Genomic DNA, 15,914 nt, shown 5'->3' with positions numbered 1-15,914 from the left:
CCTACCCACGCACGCCGCCCTGGAGCTGCGCGCGCAGCTCGGGGGTGATCTGCTGGCCGACCCGCTCGACGAGCAGCGTCATCTCGTAGGCGACCGTGCCGATGTCGCACGTCGGCGCGGCCAGCACCGCGAGCGACGAGCCGTCGGAAACGGACATCAGGAACAAGTAACCGCGCTCCATCTCCACCACGGTCTGGTTGACGCCGCCGGCCTCGAAGCAGCGCGCCGCGCCCTGCGTCAGGCTGATCAGCCCGGACGCGACCGCGGACAGCTGCTCGGCACGCTCCTGCGGCAGCCCTTCCGACGGCGCCAGGAGCAGCCCGTCCGCGGACACCAGAACGGCGTGCGCGGCACCGGGGACCCGGCGCACGAAGTCCGTGATGAGCCAGCCGAATGTGCCCTGGCCGGATGCCGTCACTACTGCCCCTCCTCGCTCCCGCGGCGCCGCACGCCGCACCCCGGAGTGGCCGGCACGGCCGGTCGACGACGCCACGGTAAAGCGTATTCGCCGCGCCGGTGGTGTCGAGTCCGCCACCGGCCGGCCGCTGCGCACCCTACGTGTGCGCCCGGCCGCGTTCCGCGCCGGGCCGGGCGGGGCCGACCGCGCCCGGCTACCCCCGATCGAGGGGTGTCCACGCAGGTCAGCCCGGTTGGCGACGGCGCGGGACCGCGGCGCCGTCCCCGACGCTACCGAACCGGAGCGGCCGGTTTCTCCTCCGGACGGCGGCAGCACTCCCCGAAGTGGGTGAAGCACGCGGAGTTCACTCCAACGGCCGCATCCGGACCGGGGTGTCATACCCTCAGCCCGCGCGCAGGGCCGTATCGTGCGCGATCGCGTGCTGGACGACCGAGATCAGCACCTGCTTGGCGGATTCGCGCTCACGCGCGTCACACGCCATGATCGGCACCGACGGCGCGATGGTGAGCGCGTGCCGGACGTCCTCGATCTGGTGGTGCAGGAGCCGGTCGAAGCAGTTGATGGCCACGACGTAGGGCAGCTTCCGGTTCTCGAAGAAGTCGATCGACGGGAACGCGTCGGCGAGCCGCCGCGTGTCCACCAGCACGACCGCCCCGATGGCGCCGACCGCGAGGTCGTCCCACATGAACCAGAACCGGTGCTGCCCCGGCGTGCCGAAGACGTACAGCACCAGGTCCGAGTCCAGCGAGATGCGCCCGAAGTCCATCGCCACGGTGGTGGTGGTCTTGTTGGGCGTGGCCGAGGTGTCGTCGTGCCCGACGCTCGCCTCGGTCATCATGGCCTCGGTGGTCAGCGGGTCGATCTCGGAGATCGCCCCGACCAGCGTTGTCTTCCCCGAACCGAACCCGCCGGCGACCACGATCTTGGCCGACGAGGTCGGACCCGTCACCTGCGGCGCGTTCGCGTCGGAGTCAAATTCTCCGAAGCCCACTGAGCACCCTTTCCATGAACTCGATACTCGGGCGGTCGCCCACCGTCTGGTTGCTGGAGTGCACCAGCACCAGCCCGAGGCCCGCCACGTCACCAATCAACACCCGCACCACGCCGAGCGGCAGCCGCAGCAGCGCCGCCACCTCGGCCACCGACCGCGTGTCGAGGCACAGGTCGCAGATCGACCGGTGCTCGGGCACCCGGACCCGGTCGAGCATCCGGCCCTGTTCGCTGGTCGACACCAACGCCTCGATCGCCAGGTCGAGCGTCGCCTTCGTCCGGCCCCGCGTCCGGAAGTACGGCCGGACCAGGCCCGAGGTCTCCATCTCGGTCGGTGGCGGCGCGTCGACGTACTCCTGGTGGGCCTGCTGCGGCAGCGCCGCCGGGAACTCACCGGAGTCCGGCCCCGGCGAGAAGTCACGCTCGGTGCTGTACGCGGCGAAGTCGCGCGCGTCGTACAGCGGCCCGCTCCCGCCGCCGAACAGCTCCGCCCCCGGCCCGCCGAGCAGCCGGTCGCGGTAGTCGGCGCCACCGGCCTGGATCGGCCGGATCGGCTCCTGGCCCGCGTTGCTGTCGGTCAGCCAGTTCGGGGGTTCCCGCACGGGGTCGCTGTCGGAAGCCTGCACCCGGCGCGACCGCCATTCCCGGTCCACCCGCTCCCGGAACGACTGCCAGTCCTCCCGGCCGTCGTCCGGTTGCTCGGACCACCCGCCGGAGAAGTCGTCACCGAGCCGGCCATCGCCCCTCAAGCGCCCGTCGTCCACGGCTCTCTCCTCGGTTCCCGGGTCCTCAGCGGCGGACAGCCGCGCCCTGCAGTTGTGCCCGCATCTCCGGGGTCAGCTGCTGGCCGACCCGCTCCACCAGCAGGGTCATCTCGTAGACGACCAGGCCGATGTCGCTCTCCGGCGATCCCAGGACCGCCAGGCACGAACCGTCGGAAACCGACATGAGGAAGAGGAAGCCGTTGGCCATCTCGACCACGGTCTGCGCGACCGGACCACCTTCGAACACCTTCGCGGCGCCGCGCGCGAGGCTGGTCAGCCCCGACGCCACCGCCGCCAGCTGGTCCGCCCGGTCCTTCGGCAGCCCTCGCGAAGCCGCCAGGAGCAGGCCGTCGGCCGACACCACGACCGCGTGGGCCGCGCCGGGCACCCGGTGCACGAAATCCGTGATCAGCCAAGCGAAGCTGCCGGCACTACCCGCCTTCGCCTGCGCCTGGCCGTTCGGCTGCGCGGCGCCACCCGGCTGCATTGCACCCGCCCGTGTCACTTTCACTCCTCACTGCTGTCTGTGGTGTTGCCACTCACCGGAACCTCGGCGCCCGGACGCTCCTTCAGCGCGTGGCGTCCCGAGGTGTAGCCCCGCTGGAAGCTTGCCATCCGGCTCCGCGCCGCGGACGCCGAGCGGGTGATCGCACCCGTTCCGGGCATGCCCGCTCCGGCATCCGCGAAGCTGCTCTGCGCCGGCGCGTCCGCGGGTGACTGGCTGCTGATCGACCCCGGCACCAGGTAGGCGTTCGGGATGCGCTTGGGCAGCCCGGCCGGGGTGATCTCCTCGTTCTTGGACTCCAGCAGCGACTGCGCCGCCTGCCACCCGTCGTCGGAGGCGCTGTGCCAGCCGTCGTCCGCGGGCAGGAGCGGGTGCCGGGTCGCCGCGGTCGGCCGCAGCTCGTCGGCCGGGGCGTCGGCGGACGCGGTGTCGGCGGACGCGGTGTCGTCAGAGCCGGTGAGCGGCGGCAGGTTCGGGTCCTCGCCCTCGCTCTGCGGCGGCACCGGGTCGGCAGCCGAGTCGTCGCCCTCACTGAACCAGCGTGACAGCACCGACTGGTAGATGGGCAGCCGCCGGGTGGGTACATCGTCCTCGAGGGCCGACGAACCGGCTTCCTCCGCGGGCGGTGGTGCCGCGGCAGGCTCCTCCGGCGGCACGAACTTGGGCTCGCGCTTGGGCAGCACCAGCGGCGCGAACTGCGTGTCGCCGGCGTGCGAGCTGGCGCCCTCGCCGTTCGCCGACGGCGTCAGCGGGGCCAGGTCCTCGGCGGTCGGCCAGGCCGGCGTCTCGGACTTCGGCAGATCGGGCGACAGGAACGGGCCCGCCGCGCGGCCGCCGCTGACCAGGTCGTCCAGGCTGATCGGCTGGTCGAGCGGGACCAGCCCGCCCTGGTTGGCCACCGGTTCGGCCGGCTTCGGGGCCGGCGGGGGCGGCGGGGCCGACGGCGGCACCGGGGTGTGCGCCTGCGTCTGGTCGAAGCCCGTGCGCGCGGCCGGGATCGGGATGCTCGGCAGGGACATCGACGTCTCGGACCGGTTCGCCGGCGGCGGGGTCTGCCGCTGCATGCCGGGGCGCAGCGGGGTCAGCAGCTCGGCCGGGACGACGACGCGGGCGATCACGCCACCCTCGATGTCCTCGTTCTCGCGCAGCCGGACCTCGATGCCGTGGCGCTTGGCCAGCCGCGAGACCACGTACAGGCCCATCCGGCGGGTCACCGACACGTCCAGGTCCGGCGGGTCGGCCAGGCGCGCGTTGACCTCGGCCAGCCGTTCCTCGCTCATGCCGACACCGTGGTCGGTGACCTGGATGGCGAGCGCCTTCCGGCGGGTCACCACGGCCCGCACGATGACCTTCGTCTCCGGCTCGGAGAAGTAGGTCGCGTTGTCGAGCAGCTCGGCGAGGACGTGCACGAGGTCGTGGATCGCCAGGCCCTGGACCGCGACGTCGGGCACGACGCCGACCTCGATCCGGGCGTACTGCTCGATTTCCGACACCGCGGCGCCGATGACGTCGGCCGCGGGCACCGGCTTGGGCACCGACTTCGCCAGGCCGGCGCCGGAGAGCACCAGCAGCGACTCACCGTTGCGCCGCAGCCGCGTGGCCAGGTGGTCGAGCTCGAACAGGCTGGCCAAGTGGTCCGGGTCCTGCTCGTCGGCCTCGAGCCGGTCGATGACGCCGAGCTGGCGTTCCACCAGCCGCTGCGAGCGCCGGGAGAGGTTCACGAAGATGCCGTTGACGTTCTCGCGCAGGAGGGCCTGCTCGGCGGCCATCTTGACGGCCTGTTCGTGGACGATGTCGAACGACCGCGCGACCTCGCCGATCTCGTCGCGGGAGGTGACCGGCACCGGCTGGACGGCCTTCTTCGAGGCGCCGACCGGGTCCGGGTCGTCGAGGATCGCCTGCACGGTCTCGGGCAGCCGGGTGTAGGCGACGTCCAGCGCGCTGCGCCGCAGCACCCGCAGCGGGCGCAGCATCAGGCGGGCGACGATGAGCATCAGCGCGATCGCGGCGGCCAGCGCGGCGAGCACGACCGCACCGCCGACCCAGGCCGAGTTGACCGCCGCCGTGGCGAGGTCGTCGGCGCGGGTCTTGAGCTGGGCCAGCAGGTTCGACTCGACCGCGTGCAGCTTGTCGGCGGAGACGGTGCTGTCCTTGCCGAGCGCCGTGGTGTCGATGCTCGGCGCCTCGTTCTGCTGGGCCAGCGCGAACGCCGCGGTCTGGATCCGCCGGCGGTCGTCGACATCCGGGCCGGAGTAGGTGTCGTTGTAGAGCTGGCGCTGGTCGTCGTCGGCGTTCGCGAGGAACGCGGCGATGGAGGCGTCCGCGCTGGACGCCGACGCGTGCGTCTGGTCGAGGAGGTCGCCGGGGAAGTTGCCGCGGAACGCGGCGATCTGGAGCTGGGCGTCGGAGCGGGTGGTGAACTCCTTGGCCTCGCTGATCGCCTGCGTGCTCGTGCCGAGGCGCAGCACGTCCCGGTCGGTGACCGCGGTGGTGACCTCGCGGCCGAGCTCGATGAGCGAGTCGAGGATGCCCGAGTAGGCCGTCATCACCGTGATGTCGGGCAGGCCGTTCTGCGCGTTGAACGCCGCGCGCAGCGGGCGGAGGGCGTCCAGGCGCTGGATACCGCGGGTGTAGCGGTCCTTCGTCGCCTGGTCGTCGTAGTTCAGGGTGCCCGCCGCGTTGCGCAGGTCGGCGACCTCCCGGTCGACCTTGGCGATCTGCGCGTCCAGCCCGGTCTGCAGCAGCGGGTTGTTCGACGCGATCCGCGCGACGGCCAGCGAGCGCTCGTTCTGCAGCTCGTGGACGACCGTGGTGACCTTGACGGCGAACGCGACCTGGTCGGCCGTCCGCTGGAACTCGGCCGCCTCGCGGGCGTCGTCGACCACGCGCAGCGCCCCCAGCGCCAGCGCGGTCAGCGTCGGGATGATCAGGACCGCGGCCAGCTTGGAGCGCAGCCGCCAGTCGCGCATGCCGGAGAACAGCCCGGCCTTCCGGCCCGGAGAATCCCCGGACAGCTGCGCAGGGGTCCCTCCTACCCCCGCGGTGTCTTCGTTCGGCACCGCCGCACCACCATCATCGTTCGTGCCCGTAAAGCCCTGGTCGGTCCTGCGCCCGCCAGGGCGCATCGCGTTCTCCTCAGCCACTCGTCTGCACGCTCCCGGCGCTCCGGCGCACCGGCCGGTCGTGAGGAGCCCAGCGCGAGACGCTACCCGTACGGGTGAAAAGATCGTCTTCAGTGTCGGCGTTGGGGGTTCCTGAACCCCGTCCGGCCGGACGGAATCGGTTCAGCTCGAGCATCACGGTCGGGTCCCTGCGCTGGTCTTGCATGGTCTGTTTGTTCGGCCTAACCCACCGGCGCGGCGGCCGAGCACGGCCAGGCAGTGGTCTTCGCGGGGGAGAATCTCTCAGGAAAAGCACAGCGTGCCCTGGTACACCGAAGTGGATCGTCTTGATCGGCCATCCAGGCACTCTCTCTCACTACATCGGAGGTTGATACCTCCCCGCAGGTGCAGAGGGTAGCGAACGGCCGGGGAAGATGTAACCCTCCCGACTCTTCCACCGCGATGTTGCACAGCGTTCGCTCAGTCGACAGACAGCTCGTGATCGTGAATTCCGGAACTGGGTCCTACGCTGGGTGAACGGTTACGGCGAGTGGAGCAGTGGGTCTAGACCAGAGGCCGAAAGAGTGACGTGCGCCACCCTCTTGGGTAGTGATTCCACCCGTTGTGAGCGAGCTGTCACGTTCTCTACAGTGACCCGCGTGGCTCTTCCGAGAATGAGTCACGCACTCCCACCGGATTCGGTTCACGAACCGTCACTTTCTTCAAGGAGCAGGCCTTGCTTGGAAACGCCATGAGCAGTGGCCGGGTTCGCACTCGCCGCGCCGCGCTCGGGCTCGCCCTCACCGTCGCAGCCGCCACGGCCCTCACCGGCTGCAGTGCGCTCGGCTCGGACGACTCGAACGCCTCGTCGAACGGGGGCGGCCTGGAGAAGTCGAAGATCAAGGTCTCGATCATGCCCACCACCGACCTGGCCCCGTTCTGGCTGGCCCAGGACGGCGGTTACTTCAAGGCCGAGGGCCTCGAGGTCGAGCAGGTCATCGCCAACAGCGGGCAGGCGTCGATGACGAAGGCGATCTCCGGGGAAGTGGACATCGCGCTCTCGACCTACACGCCGTTCTTCGTCGCCAAGAGCAAGGGCGCCGCGGACGTGCAGCTGGTCGCCGACGGCACGTCGGTGAACGCGAAGAGCAACGCGATCGTCACCGTCCCGACCTCGCCGGTGAAGACGGTCAACGACCTGGCGGGCCGGCGCATCGCGATCACGGCCGTGAACACCGCCTCCGACATCCTCACCAAGTCGGTCATGAAGGACCACGGCGTCGACTTCAGCAAGGTCAACTGGGTCACGATGCCGCTGCCGAACATGGCCGCGGCGCTGCAGCAGGGCCAGGTGGACGCGGCCTACATGCCGGAGCCGCAGCTGTCCCAGGCGGCGAAGATCGCGGGGGCGATCCCGGTCATCGACATCAACACCGGCGCCACCCAGGACTTCCCGCTGACCGGCTACGGCGCGGCGACGAAGTGGGTCCAGGCCAACCCGAAGACCCTCGCGGCGTTCCAGCGCGCGATGAAGAAGGCCACCCTCGACGCGATCAACGACCGCTCCAAGGTCGAGCCGCTGCTGGTCAAGTACGCGAAGATCGACGAAGACACGGCCAAGCTGCTCACCCTGCCCGGGTACGGCTCCACCCTCGACGCCCGGCGCCTCCAGCGGGTGCCCGACCTGCTGCTGCAGATGGGCGTCATCACCAGCAAGGTCGACGCCGCGCCGATGATCGCCCCGCAGGCGACCAGCTGACGTGTCGAAACTGCTCCGCGGCCTCGCCGGCCTGGTCGGCTTCCTCCTGCTCTGGGAGGTCGTCGTGCAGGCCGGCCTGGTCAGTAAGACGTTCACCCCGCCCCCGAGCGTCGTCCTGGTCACCGTCGGGCACCTGCTGGGTGACCCCGCCTTCGTCCGCGACATCATCGCCACCATGCTGGCGTGGCTGATCGCCATCGCCATCGCGATCGCCATCGGCGTCCCCGCCGGGCTGCTGCTGGGCAGCGTCCCGGTGCTGCGCACGGCCACCGCCGCGATCGTCGAGTTCCTCCGCCCGATCCCGGTCACCGCGCTGATCCCGCTGGTGCTGCTGGTGATCGGCTCCGGCCCCGAAGCGAAGATCACCCTCGCGGTGTACGCGTCGCTGTGGCCGATCATGTTCAACACCATCTACGGCATGGGCGAGATCGACCCCGTGCTGATGGAGACCGCCCGCGCGTGCGGGACCAGCAAGTTCCGCATCCTGTCGTCGGTCGCGCTGCCGCAGACCGCGCCGTTCGTCTTCACCGGCGTCCGGCTGTCGGCGACCATCGCCCTGATCGCCGTCGTCAGCGTCGAGTTCCTGGCCGGCTCGGAGGTCGGCCTCGGCAGCTTCATCCTCGTCGCGAGCACCGGTTCCATCCGGTTCGACCTGGTGCTGGCCGGCACCGTCGTGGCCGGGGTACTGGGGTACCTGATCAACGAAGGGCTCGAGCAGCTCGGCAAGCGGCTGTTCCGGTGGAGCACGGTGGATCGGGAGGCGATCGCGTGAGCACGGCGACTCTGTCCGGCCGGGTGGGCCGGCGTGCCGCGCGCGGGGCCGCGACCGTCGTCCGCAACTGGCTGCTCTTCGCGATCCTCGTCGTGGGGTGGGAGTTCGCCGCCCGGGCCGGCGGCAGCAAGTTCTTCCCGCCGCCGACGGAGATCGCGGCCGCCGCGGCGAAGCTGTGGTTCACCGGGCCCGCGTCGCACCTGTTCCTCACCGACGCGGTGTTCGACAACGTGTTCCCGAGCCTCGGCCGGACGCTCGGCGGCTGGGCGCTGGCCGCGGTCGCCGGCATCGTCCTCGGTGTGCTGCTCGGCCGGTCGGCGACGGCGATGGACTACCTCGGCCCGCTCTTCGCGTTCTTCCGCTCGATCCCGCCGCCGACGCTCATCCCGGTGTTCGCGGTGCTGTTCGGGCTGAGCTCCGGCATGCAGATCGGGTCGATCATCTTCGGCGCGGTGTGGCCGGTGCTGCTCAACACGGTCGACGGCGTCCGCTCGGTCGACCAGGTCAAGGTGGAGACCGCACGGTCGTTCCGCACGCCGAAGGGCTACTGGGTCGGCATGGTGGTGCTGCCCGCGGCGGCGCCCAAGATCTTCGCCGGGCTGCGGGTGAGCCTGTCCATCTCCCTGCTGCTCATGGTCGTCTCCGAGCTGGTCGGCGCCTACCACGGCATCGGCAGGTCGCTGATGAACGCCCAGCAGGACTTCGACTTCCCGACCATGTGGTCGTGGCTGGTGCTGCTCGGCATCCTCGGCTACGCCTTCAACACGATCTTCCTGGCCGCGGAACGGCGGGTGCTGGCCTGGCAGCCGACCCGTCTCGGCCGCGACTGACGCTGGAAAGGCCTCTCCCATGTCAACCATGCTCGAAGTGTCCGGCCTCAGTCACACCTACGGCTCCGGCGAGAAGGCGCACACCGCGGTGCGGGAGCTGACGTTCACCGTCGAAGCCGGGCAGCTCGCCAGCATCGTGGGCCCGTCGGGCTGCGGTAAGTCGACGCTGCTGCGCTGCATCGCCGGGCTGACCCCGCCGACCGAAGGCACGGTGAGCCTGCACGGCGACCGCGTCTCTGGCGTGCCGGACGACCTCGCCGTCGTGTTCCAGGACTACAGCCGTTCGCTGTTCCCGTGGCTGTCGGTGCAGAAGAACGTCGAGTTCCCGCTGCGGTGGCGGCCGGTTTCCAAGGCGGAGCGGCGGACGCGGGCGACCGAAGCGCTGGAGCAGGTCGGGCTGTCCGGTGTCGGCGGGAAGTTCCCGTGGCAGCTGTCCGGCGGCATGCAGCAGCGCGTGTCGATCGCCCGCGCGCTGGCCAGCCGCCCGGCGCTGCTGCTGATGGACGAGCCGTTCGCGTCCGTCGACGCCCAGACGCGCTTCGAGCTCGAGGACCTGACCCGGCGCGTGCAGCGCGAGCAGGGCAGCACGATCCTGGTCGTCACCCACGACATCGACGAAAGCGTCTACCTGTCCGACCGGGTGCTGGTGCTGTCGAAGTCGCCGGCGTCGATCGTGGCGGACCTGCCCGTCGCGCTGCCCGCGGAACGGGACCAGATCACCACGCGCGAGTCGGCGGAGTTCGTGACGCTGCGCGGCGAAGTGGCCCGCCTGCTGCACGGCGGGACGCCGGAGGAAGCGGCCACGGCCGCGTCCGACGCCGCGGAGTGGGAGCTGGCCGAGCAGGCTTCGGACGTGACGGAAAGCAAGACCAGCAGCTGACCCCAAGCGCCCCAATGTGGCCTTCGGTGCGTCTGACGCACCGAAGGCCGCCTTGGGGCGCTTTGGTCAGTAGATCTTCTCCCCCGCCGCGACCACCCGGACGTGGACCAGCGTCGGGCGCTTGTCGGCCAGCGCCGTCGTCAGGGCCGGTGCCAGCCCTGAGGGTTCGGTGACCTGCACGCCTTCGCAGCCCATGCTCGCGGCCAGTGCCGCGAAGTCGATGCCGCCCAGTGCGGTGCCCGGCAGCTTCTCGCCGCCGATCGCGTCGCCGAGGATGCGGACCGCCGCGTACTCCGAGTTGTCCAGGATCACGATCGTCACCGGGAGGTCCTGGCGCGCCGCCGTCCAGAGGGCCTGGATGCCGTACATGCTCGAGCCGTCGCCGACCACGCCGACCACCGTGCGGTCCGGGCGGGCGAGCGCCGCGCCGACCGCGCCCGGGACGCCGTAGCCGAGCGTCCCGCTGGCCATGGTCAGGAAGCCGGTGTCGGTCGCCGTGATCGGCAGGTGGTCGTGCAGCACGCCGCGGTGGCTCGGCGCCTCTTCGACGACCAAGGCGTTGTCCGGCAACAGGTCCGCCAGCGTCGCGTACACGTACTCGCCGGTGAGCCTGTCCCCCGCCGGCTTGGCCGGACGCTCGCGGGGTGCGGGCGCGGGCCGGGTGCTGCGCTCGACCGCGTTGAGGATCGCGCGGATGCCCAGCTTCGGCGTCGCCCGGATGCCCGTGCCTTCGAACGCCCGCGCGAGGATCTGCTCGTCGTCGCTGACGATGAACAACGGCGGCAGCGGAGCTTCCCCGCGCCCGCGGTCGACGTGGTAGGTGAACGCGGGCGCGCCGAGGACCACGACGAGGTCGTGCCGCGCGAGCCGGTCGGAGACGGCGCCGCGCTCCGGGTCGAGAAAGCCTTGGAACAGCGGGTGGTTCTCGGGGAACGAGCAGCGGTACGACATCGGCGCGACCCAGACACCGGCGTTGAGCCGTTCGGCGAGCGCGACGGTTTCCACGACGGCGCCGTCGTGGTCGACGGCACCGCCGACGACGAGCGCCGGCCGTTCGGCGGCCGCCAGCGCGGCGGCCAGTTCGTCGATGGCTTCGGGATCGGGCGCGAAGCCCCGGATGCGCGGCCGGGAGATGACGGGCCGTTCGGTGGCGACGGTCCAGTCATCGGCGGGCACGGAGACGAAAACCGGCCCGGACGGCGCCTGCGTCGCAACGTGGTAGGCGCGGGCCAGCGCGGCCGGCACATCCTCGGCGCAGGCGGGCTCGATCGACCACTTGACGTACGGCTTCGGGAACTCGGGAGCTTCCATGGCGCCGAGGAACGGATCGTGCGGCAGCAGGGCCCGGTTCTGCTGCCCGGCGACGATGATCAAGGGCGTCCGGTTGCGGTAGGCGTTGAAGAGGTTGCCGAGCCCGTGCCCGACGCCGCCGGCGGAGTGCAGGTTGACGAGGACGGCCTGCCGCGAGGCCTGCGAGTAGGCATCGGCCATCGCCACGACGGCGGACTCGTGCAGGCCGAGGATGTAGTAGAAGTCGTCGGGCCAGTCGGTGAGGAAGGGGACCTCGGTGGTGCCGGGGTTGCCGAACACCGTGGTGAGACCGAGTTCGCGGAGGAGTTCGCGGGTGGCGTCCAGCACCGTGCGCTTGATCATGCCCCCAGACTAATGCTTAGTTTTGCGAAGGAAAGCCCCCCAAGCGGCCGCACTGAGCCGAAGCCCGGAAGCCGGGACCGCCGCGAACCTCGCGACAGCCCCGGCTTCCCGCGCTCAGCCGATCAGGCCCGACAGCCCGCTGCCCTTGAACGAACCCCAGCCCGTGACCTGGTCGTACCCGGTCCCGGCGCTGAAGCCGGTCGTCCCGTTGAGGCTGTTGGTGCCCGTCGTCACGTCGTGGAAGCCCGTTCCGTACGAAGACCCGTTGCCGATCGCGTAGAACTTCGGGTTCAGGTTTCCGAGGCCGCCGCCGTGGATCTGGTTCTGCAGCGTCGCGAACGCCGCCCACAGCGGGGCCGCGCCCGACGTGCCGCCCACCGTCTCCCACGTTCCCGCGCTGTAGATGTAGTAGCCCGACGTCGGGGACGCGTCCGCCGCGACGTCCGGGACCTTGCGGTACGTCGTGCTCTGGGCCGACTGCCACGAAGGTGCCGCGAACACCGTCGAGATCCCGCCGCCCGTCGAACCGCCGCTGTTGCCGTCGTTCCAGGTCGTTTCGCTGCTGTAGCCGTTGGACGACGTCACGCTCAGCTTCGTCCCGCCGACACCCGTCACGTTCGGGCTCGACGCCGGGAAGTCCACGGACTTCGCCGTCGAACCCGTCTGGCGGTAGCAGTCGGTCGTGCCGTCGTCGCCCGCGGCCGCGAAGTACGAGATGCCCTCCGCGGTGCCCGTCGCGATCGCGTTGCTGACGCTCTTCGCCGCGCTCGCGCCCTCTGCGGATTCGCAAGCGCCCCAGGAGATCGAGACGACGTTCACCGTGTGGTCCGACGCGATCTTCTGGTACATCGCCAGCTCACCGGCGCTCGAGTTCGGTGCCTCGTAGACGTAGTCGCTCGCCGCGGCGGCCAGCGCGTGCACGACCTCGATGTCCAGCTCGACCTCGACCTGGCCGTCGCCCGGGGACGAGTCGTAGTTCGCGCCGCTGACCGGGACGGTCGTCACCGGGCCCGCGGAAAGGCCGTAGGTGCTGTCGTACTTGCCGATGTCGGATTTCTGGTAGCCGTCGAACTCGACGAAGCCGACCTTGACGCCGCTGCCGGTCGCCGACAGGCCGCTGGTGCCGTGAGCGGTCTTGAGCACCGGCGGGGTCACGGACTTGACGACGTTCGGCCGCACGCTCGCCGAATGCGTCCGCACGGCGTGGTTGTCGAGGCCGACGACGCTGGCCACGACACCCGAGACGTCCGCGGGCACGGCCGGCGCGGCGTCGTTGGCGAAGAAGTCCCGGCCCGACACGCGGTCGTGGTAGGTCCCGATCCGGGTGTGGAACGCCGACTCCAGCCGGGCCGCCGAGCCGGTGAAGGTGATGGCCTGGCGGTTGCCCGAAACCTCGATCCCGGTGGCGCCGGATTTCTCGAGGAATGAGACGACCTTGCCGACCTCGGCCTGAGTAGGTCCGAACTCGGCATTGAACTGCGCCGGGGTCAAAAAGTGGTGGTATTGCGGCGACGCCGGGTTCTGCACGTCGGCGAGGAATTTTTCCAGCGCCTGCTGGTTGTGCAGTTTCAGCGACAGCGCCGCGGCGATCGGCCGGTCCGCCGCGACGTCGCCGGTGCGGGCGCTGTCGATCAGCGGAGCGGCGTTGTCGGCCAGCGTGACCAGGGGTTCCGTCGCCGCGGCGGCGGGGACGGCCACGGCGAGGCCGAGCAACGCCGGCAGCGGCACGGCGGCCGCGACGAGCTTGCGCAAGCGCATGGGGGAATTTCCTCTCGGCGGTGGGGACCGGGCCTGCGTTGCACTATTGATCGCAGGTTGCCGAGCAGCATAAGAACCCATGATCACGCCGAGGAACCTACTTTTGTCTGGGCTTCCGCGGATCCCATTTTCATTTTCCGAAACGTTTACCAGCCAATGGTCATTCGATTATCGCCCGCGCTGCTCGAGATCGTCGATGCGGTCGGCGATCTCCCGCGCGGCCGGGTTGCCCGGGAACCGCCGCGCGGCCGCCGACAGCGAGTGCAGCCGTTGCCGCGTCCGCGGGGACCGCAGCGCCCCCGCCAGCTCGATCGCCTCCGCGCCGACCGCGGTGGCGACGTCGAGGTCGCCGTCCAGCGCGTGCACGGTGGCCAGCCAGATCAGCGTCAGCGACCGGCTGCGCGTCATGCGCTCGGGATACCCCGCGACCGCTTCGGCGAGCGCGGGGATGCCGTCGCGGCCGTGCCGGACGTCGACCACCTGGGCCAGCTCGGCGTGCACCGTCCCGATCATCGCCGCCATGTCGGTGCGCCCGAAGAAGGCGGCCCACGGCGACGGCTCGCACCCTTCGGCTTCCGCGAACTCCTCGCGGGCCCGGCGCAGGGCGGCGAGGGCTTCGGTGACGTCGGCTTTCTTGGCGTGCGCCCACGCCTGGTTGGCCGACAGGATCGCCTGCGCGAGCTTGGAGTGCGCCAGCAGCGCCGCCTCCCGGCCCCGCGCGAACTCCGCCAGCGCCGCGTCGACGGCGCCGTAGTGCAGGTGCAGCCGTCCGACGCGGTAGCGGATGTTGGCCTGCAGGTCGTCGTTCCCGGCTTCGACGGCCAGCTCCAGCGCCCGCCCGAACGCGACCAGCGCGGCGGCCGGGCGGTCCTGGTCGAAGTTGGTCCAGCCGGCCAGGTTGTACAGGTCGGCGACGGCGGTGCACAGCCGGGCCAGCACGACGGTCTTGGTCACGTCCGACAGCAACGCCACCGCACCCGGCAGCCGCGCCTCGACGGCCACCCGGCAGGCCCCGCCGCCGTAGCGGTAGTCGAGGGCCCGGTACGCGGCGACGACGTCTTCGAGCCGCCGGACGTCGGCGATGCCCACGCGGGTGCCACGCCGGCCGCCCGGCTCTTCACTGCCGGTCATGGCAGCCCTCCGTCCATCGGGAGCTGCCGGCCGGGCAGCCCCGCTCATTCCCCGCCGGGCCAGGCCGGGGCCCGCTCCTTCGCGGAGGTGGCGCCGGGCAGCACTCCGGCGGCGGTCAGCACCACGCCTGTGGCGGTTTCCGCGATCTTGACGGCGGCCAGCAGGCCGGTGAGGGCGAGTGAGCCGCCGAGCCCCAGCCCGGCGAACTCGTCCGACGTCCCGGTCCCGCGTTGCCGCGATATCGCGCCGGTCACGATTCGGCCTTCCGGCTCGTTGCGGACGGGCCGGGCCGATATCCGCGGGGAATCAGCCGCTCCCACGCGACAGAAATCCACCGGGTCGTCGGCATCCTGGTTTCCCGTTGCCCACGCGACGAGTTCTCGAACTGAATACGCGCGCCCACGGCGCCGCCTCCCGCTCCGCAGCTCGATTCTTCGAAGGTCCTCCAGATCGCGAAATGCGACTCCACGGTAGTCAGCCGATCCGCCAGAAATCAGCCACCAACCAGGTCAAAGCCCGGAATTGCGCGTGCATCCGCACGCTCGACCCGCTTGCCGGCGCTGCACGCGGCGAATGCAAATCCGGTACGCGGAAGCATGATCGAGCGAATCGCCGGACCGTCGACGAAAACCGTTTCCGTGCGCCACGGGAACGCGGGATTCCGGAATTCGATCAAGATTTCACGAGATCAACCCAGGTGCGCACCGATTCCGCGGACACCGGCGTCTGCCAGCCACCGGGCCGGACCGCCCCGCCGACATGGAACCCCCGCACCCCGCCCGCGCGCAAGAGGTGCACCTGCTGCGCACGCAGGCCACCGCCGACGAGCAGCTCCGGCCCCTGCTCGCGCCGCGCGAGCCGCTGCAGCACCGAGAGCCCACTCGCTACGCCGTCCGGGTGTCCGGCCGCGAGCACGGTGTCACACCCGAGCGCGGCCAGCTGGTCGTAGGCGCGCAGCGGATCCCGGGTGCGGTCGATGGCGCGGTGGAACGTCCACGGCAGGCCGTCGATCTCCTTGATCAGCGCTTCGCACGCGTCCAGGTCGATCTCGCTGTCGATGTCGAGGAAGCCGAAGACGAACTCGCGCGCGCCCGCGTCGATCAGCCGGGCGGTGTCCGCACGCAGCCCTTCGAGGTCGCCGACGGCGAAGGAACCGTTGTCGCGCAGCATGACCCGCACCGGGAGGTCGGTCGCCGAAAGCACGTCACGCAGGGTCCGCACCGACGGCGTCAGGCCGTCCTGCGCCATGTCCGTCACCAGTTCGAGGCGGTCGGCCCCGCCCGCCTGCGCGCCTTCGGCGTCCGCCGCGTCCAGCGCGATCACTTCCAGCAGGGGCGTCTTCGAGCTCATGCC

14 protein-coding genes are annotated in these 15,914 nt (G+C 70.9%); 4 read left to right on the top strand and 10 right to left on the bottom strand.

All coding sequences use genetic code 11. The features are described from left to right. Window position 1: 1 nt before the first annotated feature. The 5 genes from BT341_RS10055 to BT341_RS10035 all read right to left on the bottom strand — a co-directional run bounded on the left by BT341_RS10055 (window position 2) and on the right by BT341_RS10035 (window position 5,802). Window positions 2–418 carry a roadblock/LC7 domain-containing protein gene (locus BT341_RS10055; protein ID WP_072476021.1) on the bottom strand — a complete coding sequence of 139 codons (417 nt, stop codon included), beginning with the start codon at window positions 416–418 and terminating at the stop codon, window positions 2–4. A 382-nt stretch (window positions 419–800) separates the two neighbouring features. Beyond that, a complete protein-coding gene (locus BT341_RS10050) occupies window positions 801–1,409 on the bottom strand; it encodes a GTP-binding protein (protein WP_003085371.1) in 609 nt (202 codons plus the stop codon). Continuing rightward, the gene (locus BT341_RS10045) at window positions 1,390–2,172 is read right to left on the bottom strand and encodes a DUF742 domain-containing protein (protein WP_072476020.1); all 783 of its coding nucleotides are present in this window, start codon (window positions 2,170–2,172) and stop codon (window positions 1,390–1,392) included. The genes BT341_RS10050 and BT341_RS10045 overlap by 20 nt, the downstream gene beginning before the upstream one ends. Window positions 2,173–2,197: 25 nt before the next feature. Continuing rightward, window positions 2,198–2,659, bottom strand: a complete 462-nt coding sequence (locus tag BT341_RS10040; protein WP_143168868.1) for a roadblock/LC7 domain-containing protein — start codon at window positions 2,657–2,659, stop codon at window positions 2,198–2,200. 20 nt (window positions 2,660–2,679) lie between these two features. Further along, window positions 2,680–5,802 carry a sensor histidine kinase gene (locus BT341_RS10035; protein WP_072476018.1) on the bottom strand — a complete coding sequence of 1,041 codons (3,123 nt, stop codon included), beginning with the start codon at window positions 5,800–5,802 and terminating at the stop codon, window positions 2,680–2,682. A 727-nt stretch (window positions 5,803–6,529) separates the two neighbouring features. On the opposite strand from BT341_RS10035, the gene BT341_RS10030 reads away from it, so the two are divergent. From BT341_RS10030 to BT341_RS10015, 4 genes are read left to right on the top strand one after another with little or no spacing between them, the layout of a single operon-like run. After that, complete coding sequence (locus BT341_RS10030; RefSeq protein WP_072476017.1) at window positions 6,530–7,537, top strand: ABC transporter substrate-binding protein; 1,008 nt, start codon at window positions 6,530–6,532, stop codon at window positions 7,535–7,537. 1 nt (window position 7,538) lies between these two features. Beyond that, entirely contained in the window at window positions 7,539–8,309 is a 771-nt protein-coding gene (locus BT341_RS10025) for an ABC transporter permease (RefSeq protein WP_072476016.1), read from the top strand. Further along, the gene (locus BT341_RS10020) at window positions 8,306–9,139 is read left to right on the top strand and encodes an ABC transporter permease (RefSeq protein ID WP_072476015.1); all 834 of its coding nucleotides are present in this window, start codon (window positions 8,306–8,308) and stop codon (window positions 9,137–9,139) included. Before BT341_RS10025 ends, BT341_RS10020 begins: the two co-directional genes overlap by 4 nt. A gap of 19 nt (window positions 9,140–9,158) precedes the next feature. Next, window positions 9,159–10,019, top strand: coding sequence for an ABC transporter ATP-binding protein (locus BT341_RS10015; RefSeq protein ID WP_072476014.1), 861 nt, complete (start codon window positions 9,159–9,161; stop codon window positions 10,017–10,019). A gap of 66 nt (window positions 10,020–10,085) precedes the next feature. Here the strand turns inward: BT341_RS10015 and mdlC are convergent, their stop codons facing one another. From mdlC to BT341_RS09990, 5 genes are all read right to left on the bottom strand, one after another. Next, on the bottom strand, window positions 10,086–11,672 hold the full coding sequence (mdlC, locus tag BT341_RS10010; protein WP_072476013.1) for a benzoylformate decarboxylase: 1,587 nt from the start codon (window positions 11,670–11,672) through the stop codon (window positions 10,086–10,088). Window positions 11,673–11,786: 114 nt separating this feature from the next. Next, window positions 11,787–13,430, bottom strand: a complete 1,644-nt coding sequence (locus BT341_RS10005) for a S53 family peptidase (RefSeq protein ID WP_072476012.1) — start codon at window positions 13,428–13,430, stop codon at window positions 11,787–11,789. A gap of 168 nt (window positions 13,431–13,598) precedes the next feature. Beyond that, window positions 13,599–14,801 (bottom strand): NsdA family TPR-like regulatory protein, encoded by a 1,203-nt coding sequence (locus BT341_RS10000; RefSeq protein ID WP_483860507.1) that lies wholly within the window; start codon window positions 14,799–14,801, stop codon window positions 13,599–13,601. Between the two features lie 253 nt (window positions 14,802–15,054). Then, window positions 15,055–15,237 carry a hypothetical protein gene (locus tag BT341_RS44160; RefSeq protein WP_143168513.1) on the bottom strand — a complete coding sequence of 61 codons (183 nt, stop codon included), beginning with the start codon at window positions 15,235–15,237 and terminating at the stop codon, window positions 15,055–15,057. Next, window positions 15,234–15,911, bottom strand: coding sequence for a copper homeostasis protein CutC (locus BT341_RS09990; protein WP_072476010.1), 678 nt, complete (start codon window positions 15,909–15,911; stop codon window positions 15,234–15,236). The genes BT341_RS44160 and BT341_RS09990 overlap by 4 nt, the downstream gene beginning before the upstream one ends. Between the last annotated feature and the right edge of the window lie 3 nt (window positions 15,912–15,914).

The organism is Amycolatopsis australiensis, assembly GCF_900119165.1.
Lineage (GTDB): Bacteria > Actinomycetota > Actinomycetes > Mycobacteriales > Pseudonocardiaceae > Amycolatopsis > Amycolatopsis australiensis.
This window is presented reverse-complemented; position numbering and strand designations above follow the sequence as displayed.